Raw genomic sequence first — 14,501 nt, 5'->3', positions numbered from 1 at the left:
TCCACAGCGCCAGCGCATGGCCTGATTTAATGGATGTTCCCCGCACAAATTTTGCTCATTTATATTGCTGTTTTCCTCTTTTTTCGACGTAAGGATTTTTTATGAAGTCACTCGATCGCCTGCTGGGCATCATGACCTCCCTGCGCGATCCGCAAAAAGGATGCCCGTGGGATCGTGAACAGACCTATGCTTCCATCGCCCCCTACACGCTGGAAGAAACCTATGAAGTGCTCGATGCCATCAGCCAGCAGGATTTTGATGCGCTGAAGAGTGAGCTGGGCGATCTGCTGTTTCAGGTGGTTTTCTACGCCCGGATAGCGGAAGAAGAAGGACGGTTTGATTTTAACGACATCTGCAACACCATCAGCGATAAGCTTGAGCGCAGACATCCGCATATTTTTGGCGACGAAAAGGTCAGTAACAGCGGGGATGTGGTGACCAACTGGGAACAGATCAAAAGTGATGAACGTGCGGATAAAGAACAGCACTCGGCGCTGGATGATATTCCACGCGCGTTACCTGCGCTGATGCGGGCTCATAAAATCCAGAAACGTTGCAGCAACGTGGGTTTTGACTGGAACACGTTAGGGCCGGTGCTGGATAAAGTGTATGAAGAAATCGACGAAGTGATGCATGAAGCTCAGCAGGCGGTGGTCTGTCAACAAAAGCTGGAAGAGGAGATCGGTGACCTGCTGTTTGCCACCGTTAATTTTTCCCGCCACCTCGGCAGCAAAGCTGAAGTTGCTTTGCAGAAGGCCAATGATAAGTTCGAACGGCGTTTCCGCAAAGTAGAAGAGATTATTGCTGCGCAGGGCATGAAGATGCAGGATGCCTCGCTGGAACAGATGGAAGCCGCCTGGCAGCAGGTGAAAGCGGCAGAGTCATCGTCTGAAGGAATAATTTGCTGACTCGATTCAACAAAAATGTGACCTGGCTCAACCTCTGAGCGTGCCTGCCAGGGTAACCTTATGGCGGTCTGTGCGATGGCTGGCTGATAACCAGAAACGAGCAATTGTGGCAATGCAGGGATTCCGGTATACTGTTTTCCCGTCCTGGTTATTCCATCGTCTTTAAACCTACTTTCTCAGGTTCAGCATGACAACGAATTATATTTTTGTGACCGGCGGGGTCGTATCCTCTCTGGGAAAAGGCATTGCCGCAGCCTCCCTGGCCGCCATTCTTGAAGCGCGTGGTCTTAATGTGACCATCATGAAGCTGGACCCGTATATCAACGTGGACCCCGGCACCATGAGCCCTACTCAGCATGGTGAAGTTTTTGTTACCGATGACGGTGCTGAAACCGATCTGGATCTGGGCCACTACGAGCGCTTTATCCGCACTAAAATGAGCCGCCGTAACAACTTCACGACAGGCCGTATCTATTCAGAAGTCCTGCGCAAAGAGCGCCGTGGCGACTATCTTGGCGCAACCATTCAGGTCATTCCTCATATCACTAACGCCATTAAAGAGCGCATCATCGAAGGTGGTGAGGGACATGACGTGGTGCTGGTTGAGATCGGTGGTACGGTTGGGGATATTGAGTCTTTGCCGTTCCTTGAAGCTATCCGTCAGATGGCGGTGGATGTGGGCCGTGAACACACCATGTATATGCACCTGACGCTGGTGCCTTACATGGCCGCTGCCGGTGAAGTAAAAACCAAACCGACTCAGCACTCCGTTAAAGAACTGTTATCGATTGGTATTCAGCCTGACGTACTCATTTGCCGTTCCGATCGTGCGGTTCCCGCCAATGAGCGTGCAAAAATCGCCCTGTTCTGTAATGTGCCGGAAAAAGCAGTCATCTCACTGAAAGATGTTGATTCTATTTATAAAATCCCAGGGTTGTTGAAATCACAGGGTCTGGATGATTACATTTGTAAGCGTTTTAATCTGAACGCACCGGAAGCAAACCTGTCCGAGTGGGAACAGGTAATTTATGAAGAGGCTAATCCGGGCGGTGAAGTAACCATTGGTATGGTCGGTAAGTATGTAGAGTTACCGGATGCCTATAAGTCAGTGATTGAAGCGCTGAAACACGGTGGTCTGAAAAATCGCGTAACGGTGAACATCAAGTTGATCGACTCGCAGGATGTGGAAAGCCGCGGTGTTGAGTTATTGAAAAATCTGGATGCTATCCTGATCCCTGGTGGTTTCGGCTACCGTGGTGTGGAAGGCAAACTGATGACCGCTCGTTATGCGCGTGAGAACAACGTTCCTTACCTTGGCATCTGCCTGGGGATGCAGGTTGCTCTGATGGAATTCGCGCGTAACGTTGCCGGTATGGAAGGGGCAAACTCCACGGAATTTGTGCCAGACTGTAAGTACCCGGTGGTGGCGTTAATCACCGAATGGCGTGATGAAGAAGGCAATGTGGAAGTCCGTAGCGAGCAGAGCGATCTGGGCGGCACCATGCGTCTGGGTAGCCAGCAGTGTCAGTTGACCAGCAACAGTCTGGTTCATCAGCTGTATGGTTCCGACACCATTGTCGAGCGCCATCGTCATCGTTATGAAGTTAATAATCTGCTGTTAAAACAAATTGAAGCCGCAGGCTTGCGCGTGGCGGGGCGTTCCGGTGACGATCAGCTGGTGGAGATTATCGAGAATCCTCAACACCCATGGTTTGTTGCCTGCCAGTTCCATCCGGAATTTACTTCAACGCCCCGTGATGGTCATCCACTGTTTGCCGGTTTCGTTAAAGCGGCCAGCGAGTATCAGAAGCGTTTGGCAAAATAAGTATTTTCATAACGGCGCGGGCACATTTCCCCGCGTTGTTTGTCTGAGTTTAAGTTAACTTGTACTGAGGAAAAACTAATGTCCAAAATCGTTAAAGTCATCGGTCGCGAAATCATCGACTCTCGTGGTAATCCGACCGTTGAAGCAGAAGTTCACCTGGAAGGCGGTTTCGTCGGTATGGCTGCTGCACCTTCTGGCGCGTCTACCGGTTCACGTGAAGCACTGGAACTGCGTGACGGTGACAAATCCCGTTTCATGGGTAAAGGCGTGACTAAAGCCGTGGCGGCTGTTAACGGTCCAATCGCAGATGCGGTCACCGGTAAAGATGCCAAAGACCAGGCGAACATCGACAAGATCATGATCGATCTTGATGGCACTGAGAACAAATCTAAGTTCGGCGCTAATGCCATTCTGGCTGTCTCTCTGGCTGCGGCTAAAGCTGCCGCAGCGGCAAAAGGTATGCCGCTGTATGAGCACATTGCTGAACTGAACGGCACCCCAGGCAAGTTCTCCATGCCGCTGCCAATGATGAACATCATCAACGGTGGTGAGCACGCGGACAATAACGTTGATATCCAGGAATTCATGATCCAGCCAGTTGGGGCTAAAACCCTGAAAGAAGCTGTACGTATGGGTTCAGAAGTTTTCCATAACCTGGCTAAAGTGCTGAAGTCTAAAGGCATGAACACCGCTGTGGGTGACGAAGGCGGCTATGCACCAAACCTGGGCTCCAACGCTGAAGCGCTGGCGGTTATCGCTGAAGCAGTAAAAGCAGCCGGTTACGAGCTGGGCAAAGACATCACTCTGGCGATGGACTGCGCCGCGTCTGAATTCTACAAAGACGGCAAATACGTGCTGGCTGGTGAAGGCAACAAAGCGTTCACCTCTGAAGAGTTCACCCACTTCCTAGAAGACCTGACCAAACAGTACCCAATCGTATCTATCGAAGATGGTCTGGATGAATCTGACTGGGCTGGTTTTGCTTATCAAACCAAAGTACTGGGCGACAAAATCCAGCTGGTGGGCGACGATCTGTTCGTGACTAACACCAAAATTCTGAAAGAAGGTATCGATAAAGGTATCGCCAACTCTATCCTGATTAAATTCAACCAGATCGGTTCTCTGACCGAAACTCTGGCTGCAATCAAGATGGCGAAAGATGCTGGCTACACTGCCGTTATCTCTCACCGTTCTGGCGAAACTGAAGATGCCACCATCGCTGATCTGGCGGTTGGTACTGCCGCTGGCCAGATTAAAACCGGTTCTATGAGCCGTTCTGACCGTGTTGCCAAGTACAACCAGCTGATCCGTATTGAAGAAGCGCTGGGAAGCCGTGCGCCATTCAACGGTCTGAAAGAAGTTAAAGGTCAGTAAATCTGATTATTCCTCGCCTTTATGGTTGAGGATTTTCTGAAAAGCCTCGTCTCAGGACGGGGCTTTTTTATTTTTTATCCAATGAAATCAATTTGTTAAGCCACCTCGCTGATTGCGGAATGGTCTGATTTATCCGCTTATTACAGAATTTCTAATCAATTTTATGTAAATTTCCGGTAAGTAAATGTAATCAGGACCATTGAAAAATGAAATACAGGGCGGACGTGGATGGACTGCGGGCACTGGCGGTGCTGCCAGTCATTGCTTATCACATGGGGATCACCGGCATCCCCGGCGGTTTCACCGGGGTGGATATCTTTTTTGTTATATCGGGTTATCTGATCTGCGGCATTATCTATTCCGGCGCGGTTAACAATACGTTCTCATATCTGAATTTTTATAAGCGCCGCTGCCTGCGTATTTTGCCACCTCTGTTTGTGGTCTTACTGGCTACGCTCATCTTTGGCTACTACCATTTGCTGCCGGTTCAGTTCAATGACCTCAGCAATAGTTCACTGCCGACGCTGCTTTTTTCCTCCAATATCTTTTTCTGGAAAACCACCGGTTACTTTGCCGGACCTGCTGAGCTGAAACCCCTGTTACACACCTGGTCACTGGCCGTTGAAGAACAGTTCTATATTGTTTTTCCGGTAATCCTGTTGTTGGTGATGCGTTTTTTTCGCCAGCGGGTCGTTCAGGCGATGTTGCTGATTATCTTTGTCTCTTTTCTTCTCAGCCTTTATGCCGTCACCCGAAAACCGACCTTCACCTTCTACATGTTGCCAACACGGGCATGGGAGCTGGCGCTGGGCGGGCTGATTGCTGTCGCAGGCCTTGAAGCGAAAATGGTCAAGGTATCACAGGGAGTGAAACACCTGATGAGCCTTAGCGGACTGGCGCTGATCCTTGGCGGATTTTTCTGGCTGGACACCAGCAAACCTTTTCCGGCGTGGAATGCGCTCTGGCCCTGTTTGGGGAGCTTTTTAATCATTCTGGCGGGGCAGAAAGCGGTGGTTTCCCGAATGCTGGCGCTGAGGCCGGTGGTCTATATCGGTATGATTTCATACTGCCTCTATCTGTGGCACTGGCCGATTATTGTTTACAGCCGCATGTTCTTTAACTTTGCACCGGGCATTCGTGAAGGCGTGATTGCGGGCCTGACACTGGGACTGGCGGTGGCTTCGCGTTATCTGATTGAGATCCCGTTTCGTTACAAGCTGGCGGTGTTACCACCAGCCAGAATTGTGGCGGCCTCGGTCGCAGCCCTGGTGCTGATGGCTTCCGGCACCTTGTATAAAGGCCATGTGAGTAATAATGCCGGGCAGTTCTCCCAGCAGGCGCTGGCGCTGGCGAACTATTCTCAGTACAAAGATATGCCGGAGTTTAGCTATCAGTACCGTCCGGGACGCTGTTTTGTTGATGGAAAAAGTCAGGAGGATAAGCCTTTCGATCGCGAATACTGCCTGAAAATGTCCGACACTGCCCGCAACTATGTGCTGATTGGTGACAGCCATGCGGCCCATCTCTGGCGGGCGATGAGCCTGGCGGCGGGCGAGGGCGTCAATGTCATTCAGGCCACCTCGGCGGGTTGCAAACCCCTCTATCATCAGTCATTGCGCAATCCCTGTACTGAGCTGGTGGATGAGCTGTACGAAAGCTGGATCCCACAACATAAAATTGATGGTGTGATTATCTCTGCCCGCTGGTTACCGCAGGACATCGCACCGCTGAAAGCCACGCTGGCGCATCTGAAAACCGTATCAGACAACATTATTGTTCTGGTACCAACTATTGAGTATTCGGAAGCCTTGCCGGATTTGCTGGCCTACCAGACAGACGGGCGTAAGGACCTGGTGGCATCCTCCATCGATCGCAGTATCAAAACCACCGACCTGACGATGAAGCAGGCGATGCTGGATATGCAGATACCCTATATCTCGGTCTACGCCATTATCTGCCCCGGCGATGTCTGCCGTGGACTGGCTTCCGATGGTCACCCCATCTCCAATGACTATGGTCATCTGACGTTAAGTGGTGCGAAGGATGTGATGGGGCAGGCGATGCAGGAGATGCACCAGGATAACTTTATGTAAACACTCTGCCGGGGCGCTGCCGGCCAGCACCGCCCCGATATTTTAGTGGCAGATCAAATTATCCGCTGCGCACGAAGCCGTTTGGTTAAGAGGGGGCTTTCTGTCATACTTCCGCTCCTGTTTTTTTCCGGTCAGTTGAGAGCGTGATGCAGTACCCGATAAATGAGATGTTCCAGACATTGCAGGGCGAAGGTTTTTATACAGGCGTTCCGGCAATTTTTATCCGCCTGCAAGGATGCCCGGTCGGTTGCAGCTGGTGTGATACCAAACACACCTGGGATAAGCTGGCCAGTCGGGAAACGGCGCTGGGCGATATCCTGCTGAAAACGGTAGAGTCAGATGCCTGGGGAATGGCAGATGCTCAGGCTCTGCTGGCAGTGATAGGGCAAAATGGCTGGACCGCCCGACATGTGGTGATCACCGGCGGTGAACCCTGCATTTACGATCTTACCCCGCTGACGGAATATCTTGAACAGCAGGGCTACCGTTGCCAGATTGAAACCAGCGGCACTCATCAGGTGCTTTGCAGTTCAGCTACCTGGGTCACGGTGTCACCAAAGGTCAATATGCGTGGGGGCTATGACGTACTGAACCAGGCGCTGGTCCGTGCCGATGAAGTTAAACATCCGGTGGCGCGTCAGCGTGATATCGATGCACTGGATGCCCTGCTGGCAACCTTGGACGATCAGAAAAGCCGCATTGTGGCGTTGCAACCTATCAGTCAGAAGAAAGACGCGACAGAGCTCTGCATTGAAACCTGCATCGCACGAAACTGGCGTTTATCCATGCAGACCCACAAATACCTGAATATTGCCTGACCGGGCTGCGGCTGGCGTTATTCCCCCCTGTAGACGCAGCCTGCGGTACAGGTTTCTTTGATCATAACCGCGCTCAGCAGCGGCAGGGTTGGCTTCATCTGATCCCAGATCCATTTCGCCAGCACTTCGCTGGTCGGGTTAGAAAGCCCCGGAATCTCATTGAGATAATAGTGATCCAGACGATCATAAATGGGCTTGAATGCCGCTTTCAGTTCGGCAAAATCCATCACCCAGCCGGTATGCGCATCCACTTCGCCGGTAATTTCAAGCCGCACAAGAAAAGAGTGCCCGTGTAGACGCCCGCATTTGTGACCAGCAGGAACATTAGGCAGATGATGAGCAGCCTCAAATTGAAAATCTTTAAACAGCGTGGTGGCCATGACACAGTCCCGGTTATTTCCTGAAAAAAACCGGCGAAGTCTACCGGAAAATTGCTTTTTTCGCACCCGTTTCCCGGCCTTTTCATATTAAGCGGCAGGCAACAGAATGTAACACGGCATAACGTGATGATAAAAAAGGAATTAATTAACCTGTTTTGCTGCTATATCTTAGCAATAAAACCGTTTAGTCATTTTGGTTATTTATTATTACCAACCCTTATTTAAGGGTTATTATGCCAGTCGTTACCCTAATGCTATATCTCTGACTTTATGGCTCAGCGCCTTCACTGGAACACTCAAGCTAATGACGACTCAGGCACCTCCAGGCTCACTGCTTCCGCTCACTCCTGAACAACTCGCTCGCCTGCAAGCCGCGACCGGTGATTTTTCCACTACCCAGCTGGCATGGCTTTCCGGTTACTTCTGGGGCATGGTGAATCAGACGTCGACATCTGCGTCTGCCTCGCCCGGTGCGCCTGCTCCGACGGAAACACCAACCATTACGCTGCTGTCAGCTTCACAAACCGGCAATGCCCGTCGTCTGGCGGAACAGCTGCGGGATGATTTGCTGGCGGCCACGCTTAAGGTCAACCTGGTCAATGCCGGTGACTACAAGTTCAAGCAGATCGCTCAGGAGAAGTTGCTGATTGTGGTGACCTCCACCCAGGGCGAAGGCGAGCCACCGGAAGAAGCTGTGGCCCTGCATAAGTTTCTGATGTCGAAAAAGGCACCAAAACTGGACAACACGGCCTTTGCGGTATTTGGTTTGGGTGATACCTCGTATGAATTTTTCAGTCAGGCCGGAAAAGACTTTGATACCCGGCTGGCAGAGATGGGCGCGGAGCGTTTGCTGGCACGCGTTGATGCCGATGTTGAATATGCGACGGAAGCTGAAAAGTGGCGAACAGAGATTGTTGCTATCCTCAAAGCCAGAGTGCCAGACGATGTGCCAACAGGGCCGACGGTATCGGTGGCGGGTGCAGTTAATGAAGTTTTTACCAGCCCTTATACCAAAGAAGCCCCGCTGACGGCGAGCCTGGCGATTAACCAGAAAATTACCGGGCGCAACTCCGATAAGGATGTGCGCCACATCGAAATCGACCTGGGTGATTCAGGTTTGCGCTATCAGCCTGGGGATGCGCTGGGCGTCTGGTACGAAAACGATCCGGCTCTGGTGCAGGAACTGCTCGACTTGTTGTGGCTGAAAGGCGACGAAACGACAGAGGTCAACGGTCAGACGCTGACGCTGTCTGAAGCGCTGCAAAAGCATTTTGAACTGACCGTCAATACACCGCAGATTGTCGCGGAGTACGGCAAACATTCTCGCGATGAAAAACTTCTGACGTTGACCGGCGACAAGAACCATTTACAGCAGTACGCGCAGAGCACGCCCATCGTCGATATGGTACGTCAGGCACCGGTAGCGTTGCAGGCGGAACAGCTAATTGCACTGCTGCGGCCACTGACGCCACGGCTCTACTCCATCGCTTCATCGCAGGCTGAAAATGAAACCGAGGTGCATATCACCGTCGGGGCGGTGCGTTTTGATATCGAAGGTCGTGCCCGTGCGGGCGGCGCTTCAAGCTACCTTGCCGATCGCCTGGAAGAAGACGGCGAGATTCGGGTGTTTATTGAACATAACGACAACTTCCGTTTGCCCGCCAATCCGGAAACGCCGGTGATTATGATCGGCACCGGCACCGGCATTGCGCCATTCCGCGCTTTTCTGCAACAGCGTGACAACGACGGGGCGGAAGGGAAAAACTGGTTGTTCTTTGGTAATCCACACTTTACCGAAGACTTTCTCTACCTGGTTGAATGGCAGCGCTATGTGAAAGACGGCCTGCTGACGCATATCGATCTTGCCTGGTCCCGCGACCAGCAGCATAAGGTTTATGTCCAGGATAAAATTCGTGCCAGAGGTGATGAGGTCTGGCGCTGGATTGAACAGGGCGCGCACATCTATGTCTGTGGTGACGCCAACCGGATGGCGAAGGATGTGGAACAGGCATTGCTGGATGTAGTGGCTGAACAGGGTGGGATGGATCTGGAAACTGCCGATGAATTTTTAAGTGAACTGCGCATTGAGCGCCGTTATCAGCGAGACGTTTACTAAACGGTGGCGAAAATTTAAGGGACAGCTGCGTATTCACCGCTGCCCTTCAGATCGCCTGATTGCCCCGCTCGCGCCTTGCTGGCAGGAAAGATAGCCACCCGCGGCATTCACGAACAATTGAGAGATACAGCCTGATGAGCAATGACAAACATCCCGGTCCACTGGTGGTTGAAGGTAAACTCACCGATGCCGAGCGCCTGAAAAAACAGAGCAACTACCTGCGTGGTACCATTACTGACGATTTGCAGGATGGTCTGACCGGAGGCTTTACCGGCGATAACTTTCTGCTGATCCGTTTTCACGGTATGTACCAACAGGATGACCGGGATATCCGCGCCGAGCGTGCCGCGCAGAAGCTGGAGCCTCGTCATGCCATGATGCTGCGCTGTCGCCTGCCGGGTGGCATTATTACCCCGCAGCAGTGGCTGGGCATTGATAAATTTGCCGAAGAAAACACTATTTACGGCAGTATTCGCCTGACTAACCGGCAGACCTTCCAGTTTCACGGCATTCTGAAAGGCAATGTCAAACCTGCGCATCAGATGCTGCACGAGGTGGGGCTGGACGCGCTGGCGACGGCTAATGATGTTAACCGTAACGTGTTATGCAGCTCCAATCCTGTGGAATCTGAACTGCATCAGCAGGCTTATGAGTGGGCGAAAAAGATCTCTGAACATCTGCTGCCGCAAACCCGCGCCTATGCTGAAATCTGGCTGGATCAGGAAAAGGTGGCCACCACCGATAAAGAGCCGATCCTGGGTGAAACCTATCTGCCACGTAAATTCAAAACCACCGTGGTGGTGCCGCCGCACAATGATGTCGATCTGCATGCTAACGATCTGAATTTTATCGCCATTGCAGAGCACGGTAAGCTGGTTGGTTTTAACCTGCTGGTTGGCGGTGGACTGTCAATCGATCATGGTAACAAAGCGACATATGCCCGCACCGCCAGTGAGTTCGGTTATCTGCCGCTGGATAAAACCCTGGCGGTGGCGGAGGCCGTGGTCACCACCCAGCGTGACTGGGGCAATCGTACCGATCGCAAAAACGCCAAAACCAAGTACACCCTGGAACGTGTCGGCGTGGAGACGTTTAAAGCGGAAGTTGAGCGTCGCGCCGGGATCACCTTCGAGCCTGTTCGCCCCTACGAATTCACCACGCGCGGCGACCGGTTTGGCTGGGTAAAAGGCATTGATGATAAATGGCATCTGACGCTGTTTATTGAAAATGGCCGCTTACTGGACTATCCCGGCCGCCCTCTTAAAACGGGCGTGGCGGAGATTGCCAGAGTACACAAAGGCGATTTCCGCCTGACGGCAAATCAGAATCTGATCGTCGCGGGCGTGCCGGAAGCGGATAAATCACACATTGAGCAACTGGCGCGAGATCATGGTCTGATGGAAAGCGTCAGCGCTCAGCGTGAAAATTCGATGGCCTGCGTATCCTTTCCCACCTGCCCGCTGGCGATGGCCGAAGCCGAGCGTTTCCTGCCAGAGTTTGTTACCCGTGTGGAGGGTATCATGAGCGCACACGGCGTCGGTGATGAGCACATTGTGCTGCGCGTCACCGGCTGTCCGAATGGTTGTGGTCGTGCGCTGCTGGCGGAGATTGGCCTGGTGGGCAAGGCCCCGGGACGTTACAACCTGCATCTGGGAGGTAACCGTATCGGCACGCGCATCCCGCGGATGTACCGTGAAAACATTACCGAAGACGAAATTTTGTCTACCCTTGATGAATTAATTAGCCGCTGGGCAGCAGAGCGCGAAGCGGGTGAAGGCTTTGGCGATTTCACCGTGCGGGCAGGCATTGTGAAACCGGTTGTCGATCCGGCTCGTGATTTCTGGCAATAACGGAGGCGTGATATGGCTGTACTCGATCTCTCTGCACTGAACGCGTTGCCTAAAGTTGAGCGGGTGATGGTGCTGGCGGAAATGAATAACAGGCTGGAAAAACTGTCAGCAACCGATCGCGTGATTTGGGCACTGGAAAACCTGCCCGGTGAAGCGGTGCTCTCGTCCAGCTTTGGTATCCAGGCGGCGGTCAGCCTGCACCTGGTAAGCCAGGTGAAGCCAGACATTCCGGTGATCCTGACCGATACCGGTTATCTGTTCGCGGAAACCTACCAGTTTATTGACCGGCTGACTGAGCAGCTCAATCTCAATCTGAAAATTTTCCGTGCTAAGCAGAGCCCCGCCTGGCAGGAGGCGCGCTATGGCAAGCTGTGGGAGCAGGGCGTCGAAGGCATTGAGCGTTACAACCAGATTAACAAGGTCGAGCCGATGAACCGTGCGTTGCAAACGCTCAACGGTCAGACCTGGTTTGCCGGTTTGCGCCGCGAACAATCCGGCAGCCGGGCTAATTTACCAGTGCTGGCGATTCAGCGCGGCGTGTTTAAGGTGCTGCCGATTATCGACTGGGATAACAAGCAGGTCTATCAGTACCTTAAAGCGCATGGCCTCGATTATCACCCTTTGTGGGATCAGGGGTATCTCTCGGTGGGAGATACCCACACCACGCGTAAATGGGAACCGGGGATGGCGGAGGAAGAGACGCGTTTCTTTGGCCTGAAACGTGAATGCGGCCTGCACGAGTAATCCCGTTGCTGCATGGCATTGTGTTATGCCAGATGTTTACCTGTAGATTCAATACGATTGTGGGAAGTGATTCGGTGGGCTTTACCTCCAGCGCTTCGCCTCAGGTATATGACAGCTGGAAACTAACCGGAGGAATTATCATCGATCGGTCTTATTTCCCCGCGTTGATATACGGGATTGAATCGATCCTGACAAACTGAACGCGGGCTCTTGCCGCCCGCACCTAGGTTATCCGCCAGGCAGACTCTGCTTCCTGGATAACCCACAGGTCCGTTTAACTGCACAGCATGCTGCATGCCACACGATCGCTCTCTTTCATCACCCACAGCAGATCGGTGGCATCCGGTATCCTCATTCTCTGACAGCGATAATCAGCGGCCCACCAGGCTGGCAAATTCATCGCCTGCAACGGTGACGTTAACTTTTGTGACCTCATAGTCGGCTACCGCCTGGAAAGCATCTTCTGCCAGAATGGCATCCAGCCGATCGCTCTCCATATCGCTAACTATGATCACCCCTCCGGTACGCGGCTCTTTGCGTCCGGCGGCAATAAACACCCCGGCCGCAAGATAGTGATTCAGCCAGCTGAGATGAGCTTCCAGCAAGGGTTCGACTTCGACGATGGGGCGGGTGTAACTCAGGCTGACAATGTACATTCGGGCTCCTCAGGCTCAGTTTGCCAGTGACGGAACTGCCGCTGGCATAGAATATCCGGACCGTAACGACCGTTTCAGGTCAGTTATCCGCTCCGGGTGACAAAAAATTTCTGCTTCAGCATCAAACTGTGACCGCTGTCGCGCAATTTGATTCAGCTCAAAATGGCCCGAATATCATCCGTTAAGCACTTTTTTTTCTTAGCTTAGTCAGATTGTTATTCCATTCGGTAACTACTCATTCCAATTAGTAATTTCATAAGGCTTCCGCCGGGGCCGTATAGTCTCGTGAACTTTTTGTGATTAACAACAGGGTTGACGTGGACTATCTCCCGATTTTTGCCGACCTCCGTGATAAACCTGTGCTGATTGTTGGCGGCGGTGATGTCGCCGCACGCAAGATTGAGCTGCTGCGTCGTGCGGGCGCGCGGGCGCAGATCGTTGCACGCGAATTGTGCGCCGAGCTGACTGCGCTGCACGCCAGCGGAGCCGTTGAGTGGCTGGCTGAAGAGTATCAGAGCAGCCAGCTTGACCACGTCTGGATGGTGATTGCCGCAACGGATAATGGTGAGCTGAACAGCCGCGTCTATACTGATGCCGGAGAACGACGACTGCTTGCCAACGTGGTGGATGACCAGCCCAGGTGCTCCTTTATCTTTCCTTCCATTGTCGATCGTTCACCGCTGGTGGTGGCGATCTCTTCCAGCGGCACCGCGCCGGTTCTGGCGCGTCTGCTGCGTGAAAAGCTGGAAGCGTTGCTGCCTGGCAATCTGGGACAAATGGCGGAAATTGCCGGACAGTGGCGGGATAAGGTTAAACAGCGCTTCAGTAAAATGTCCCAGCGCCGTCGGTTCTGGGAAACGGCCTTCAATGGGCTGTTTGCCAGTCAGATTGCTTCCGGCAACGTCGCTGGCGCCAAACGCACCCTCGATCAACAACTGGAAAATCCTGATGCCAGCCAGGGAGAAATCATCCTGGTGGGAGCGGGCCCCGGCGATGCCGGTCTGCTGACCCTGCGCGGTTTACAGGTGATGCAGCTGGCAGACGTGGTGTTATATGACCATCTGGTCAGCGACGAGGTACTGGACCTGGTCCGGCGCGATGCCGATCGCATCTGCGTAGGTAAGCGCGCCAATGCCCACAGCGTACCGCAGGAAGAGACTAATCGCCTGCTGGTAGAGCTGGCAAGCAAAGGAAAACGGGTGGTGCGTCTGAAAGGCGGCGATCCCTTTATCTTTGGCCGCGGCGGAGAAGAGTTACAGGCCGCTGTGGAGGCAGGCATCCCCTTTCAGGTGGTGCCTGGCGTCACCGCCGCTGCCGGCGCGACGGCCTATGCGGGCATCCCGCTAACCCATCGTGACCATGCGCAGAGCGCCCTGTTTATTACCGGCCACTGCCGTGCAGGCGGCGAAGAGATGGACTGGCCTTCCCTGGCCCGCGCCCGGCAAACCCTGGCTATTTATATGGGCACGGTAAAAGCGGCAGAGATTTCTGCCAGGCTGATTGCTCATGGTCGCGATGCGCATACCCCCGTGGCGGTGATTGGTCGTGGAACGCGACAGGACCAGCAGGTGCTGACCGGCACGCTGGAGACTCTCGATGAACTGGCGCAACGCGCACCGACGCCAGCGCTGATTGTGATTGGCGAAGTGGTTAATCTTCATCAGCAGCTGGCGTGGTTTCAACATTCAGCACAGCAGGCCGGACGCGACTCCGCCGTTGTAAATTTGGCTTGAGGAA

11 protein-coding genes are annotated in these 14,501 nt (G+C 53.1%); 9 read left to right on the top strand and 2 right to left on the bottom strand.

The window, feature by feature from the left end; genetic code table 11:
- The first annotated feature begins 101 nt into the window (after positions 1-101).
- The 5 genes from mazG to queE all read left to right on the top strand — a co-directional run bounded on the left by mazG (position 102) and on the right by queE (position 7,018).
- On the top strand, positions 102-908 hold the full coding sequence (gene mazG, locus AC3RPL_RS00900; protein ID WP_490738633.1) for a nucleoside triphosphate pyrophosphohydrolase: 807 nt from the start codon (positions 102-104) through the stop codon (positions 906-908).
- A gap of 187 nt (positions 909-1,095) precedes the next feature.
- Positions 1,096-2,733 (top strand): glutamine hydrolyzing CTP synthase, encoded by a 1,638-nt coding sequence (pyrG, locus tag AC3RPL_RS00895; protein ID WP_490738632.1) that lies wholly within the window; start codon positions 1,096-1,098, stop codon positions 2,731-2,733.
- A gap of 78 nt (positions 2,734-2,811) precedes the next feature.
- The gene (gene eno, locus AC3RPL_RS00890; protein WP_034938499.1) at positions 2,812-4,107 is read left to right on the top strand and encodes a phosphopyruvate hydratase; all 1,296 of its coding nucleotides are present in this window, start codon (positions 2,812-2,814) and stop codon (positions 4,105-4,107) included.
- 206 nt (positions 4,108-4,313) lie between these two features.
- The gene (locus AC3RPL_RS00885) at positions 4,314-6,200 is read left to right on the top strand and encodes an acyltransferase family protein (RefSeq protein ID WP_490738631.1); all 1,887 of its coding nucleotides are present in this window, start codon (positions 4,314-4,316) and stop codon (positions 6,198-6,200) included.
- A gap of 146 nt (positions 6,201-6,346) precedes the next feature.
- The gene (gene queE / locus AC3RPL_RS00880; protein WP_490738630.1) at positions 6,347-7,018 is read left to right on the top strand and encodes a 7-carboxy-7-deazaguanine synthase QueE; all 672 of its coding nucleotides are present in this window, start codon (positions 6,347-6,349) and stop codon (positions 7,016-7,018) included.
- A gap of 17 nt (positions 7,019-7,035) precedes the next feature.
- Here the strand turns inward: queE and queD are convergent, their stop codons facing one another.
- Positions 7,036-7,398, bottom strand: coding sequence for a 6-carboxytetrahydropterin synthase QueD (queD, locus tag AC3RPL_RS00875; RefSeq protein WP_367166763.1), 363 nt, complete (start codon positions 7,396-7,398; stop codon positions 7,036-7,038).
- A gap of 304 nt (positions 7,399-7,702) precedes the next feature.
- Between queD and cysJ the strand changes: the two genes are divergently transcribed.
- From cysJ to cysH, 3 genes are all read left to right on the top strand, one after another.
- A complete protein-coding gene (cysJ, locus tag AC3RPL_RS00870) occupies positions 7,703-9,514 on the top strand; it encodes an NADPH-dependent assimilatory sulfite reductase flavoprotein subunit (RefSeq protein ID WP_490738629.1) in 1,812 nt (603 codons plus the stop codon).
- 134 nt (positions 9,515-9,648) lie between these two features.
- Positions 9,649-11,364: an assimilatory sulfite reductase (NADPH) hemoprotein subunit gene (cysI, locus tag AC3RPL_RS00865; RefSeq protein ID WP_490738627.1), complete on the top strand. Its 1,716-nt coding sequence runs from the start codon at positions 9,649-9,651 to the stop codon at positions 11,362-11,364.
- 12 nt (positions 11,365-11,376) lie between these two features.
- Positions 11,377-12,108 (top strand): phosphoadenosine phosphosulfate reductase, encoded by a 732-nt coding sequence (gene cysH / locus AC3RPL_RS00860; protein ID WP_490738626.1) that lies wholly within the window; start codon positions 11,377-11,379, stop codon positions 12,106-12,108.
- Positions 12,109-12,479: 371 nt separating this feature from the next.
- On the opposite strand, the gene AC3RPL_RS00855 is transcribed toward cysH, so the two are convergent.
- A complete protein-coding gene (locus tag AC3RPL_RS00855; RefSeq protein ID WP_261640872.1) occupies positions 12,480-12,764 on the bottom strand; it encodes a YciI family protein in 285 nt (94 codons plus the stop codon).
- A 317-nt stretch (positions 12,765-13,081) separates the two neighbouring features.
- On the opposite strand from AC3RPL_RS00855, the gene cysG reads away from it, so the two are divergent.
- Entirely contained in the window at positions 13,082-14,497 is a 1,416-nt protein-coding gene (cysG, locus tag AC3RPL_RS00850; RefSeq protein WP_490738823.1) for a siroheme synthase CysG, read from the top strand.
- Positions 14,498-14,501: the final 4 nt, after the last annotated feature.

This window comes from Erwinia papayae, from assembly GCF_058241465.1.
The sequence above is the reverse complement of the archived record's forward strand: the minus strand, read 5'-3'. Positions and strand labels throughout refer to the sequence as shown.

Excerpts from the sequence above, each read along its gene's own strand:
- mazG (WP_490738633.1), top strand. The coding sequence starts at position 102 with ATGAAGTCACTCGATCGCCTGCTGGGCATCATGACCTCCCTGCGCGAT.
- AC3RPL_RS00855 (WP_261640872.1), bottom strand. The coding sequence starts at position 12,764 with ATGTACATTGTCAGCCTGAGTTACACCCGCCCCATCGTCGAAGTCGAA.
- cysI (WP_490738627.1), top strand. The coding sequence starts at position 9,649 with ATGAGCAATGACAAACATCCCGGTCCACTGGTGGTTGAAGGTAAACTC.
- pyrG (WP_490738632.1), top strand. The coding sequence starts at position 1,096 with ATGACAACGAATTATATTTTTGTGACCGGCGGGGTCGTATCCTCTCTG.
- eno (WP_034938499.1), top strand. The coding sequence starts at position 2,812 with ATGTCCAAAATCGTTAAAGTCATCGGTCGCGAAATCATCGACTCTCGT.
- cysJ (WP_490738629.1), top strand. The coding sequence starts at position 7,703 with ATGACGACTCAGGCACCTCCAGGCTCACTGCTTCCGCTCACTCCTGAA.
- AC3RPL_RS00885 (WP_490738631.1), top strand. The coding sequence starts at position 4,314 with ATGAAATACAGGGCGGACGTGGATGGACTGCGGGCACTGGCGGTGCTG.
- cysH (WP_490738626.1), top strand. The coding sequence starts at position 11,377 with ATGGCTGTACTCGATCTCTCTGCACTGAACGCGTTGCCTAAAGTTGAG.
- queD (WP_367166763.1), bottom strand. The coding sequence starts at position 7,398 with ATGGCCACCACGCTGTTTAAAGATTTTCAATTTGAGGCTGCTCATCAT.
- queE (WP_490738630.1), top strand. The coding sequence starts at position 6,347 with ATGCAGTACCCGATAAATGAGATGTTCCAGACATTGCAGGGCGAAGGT.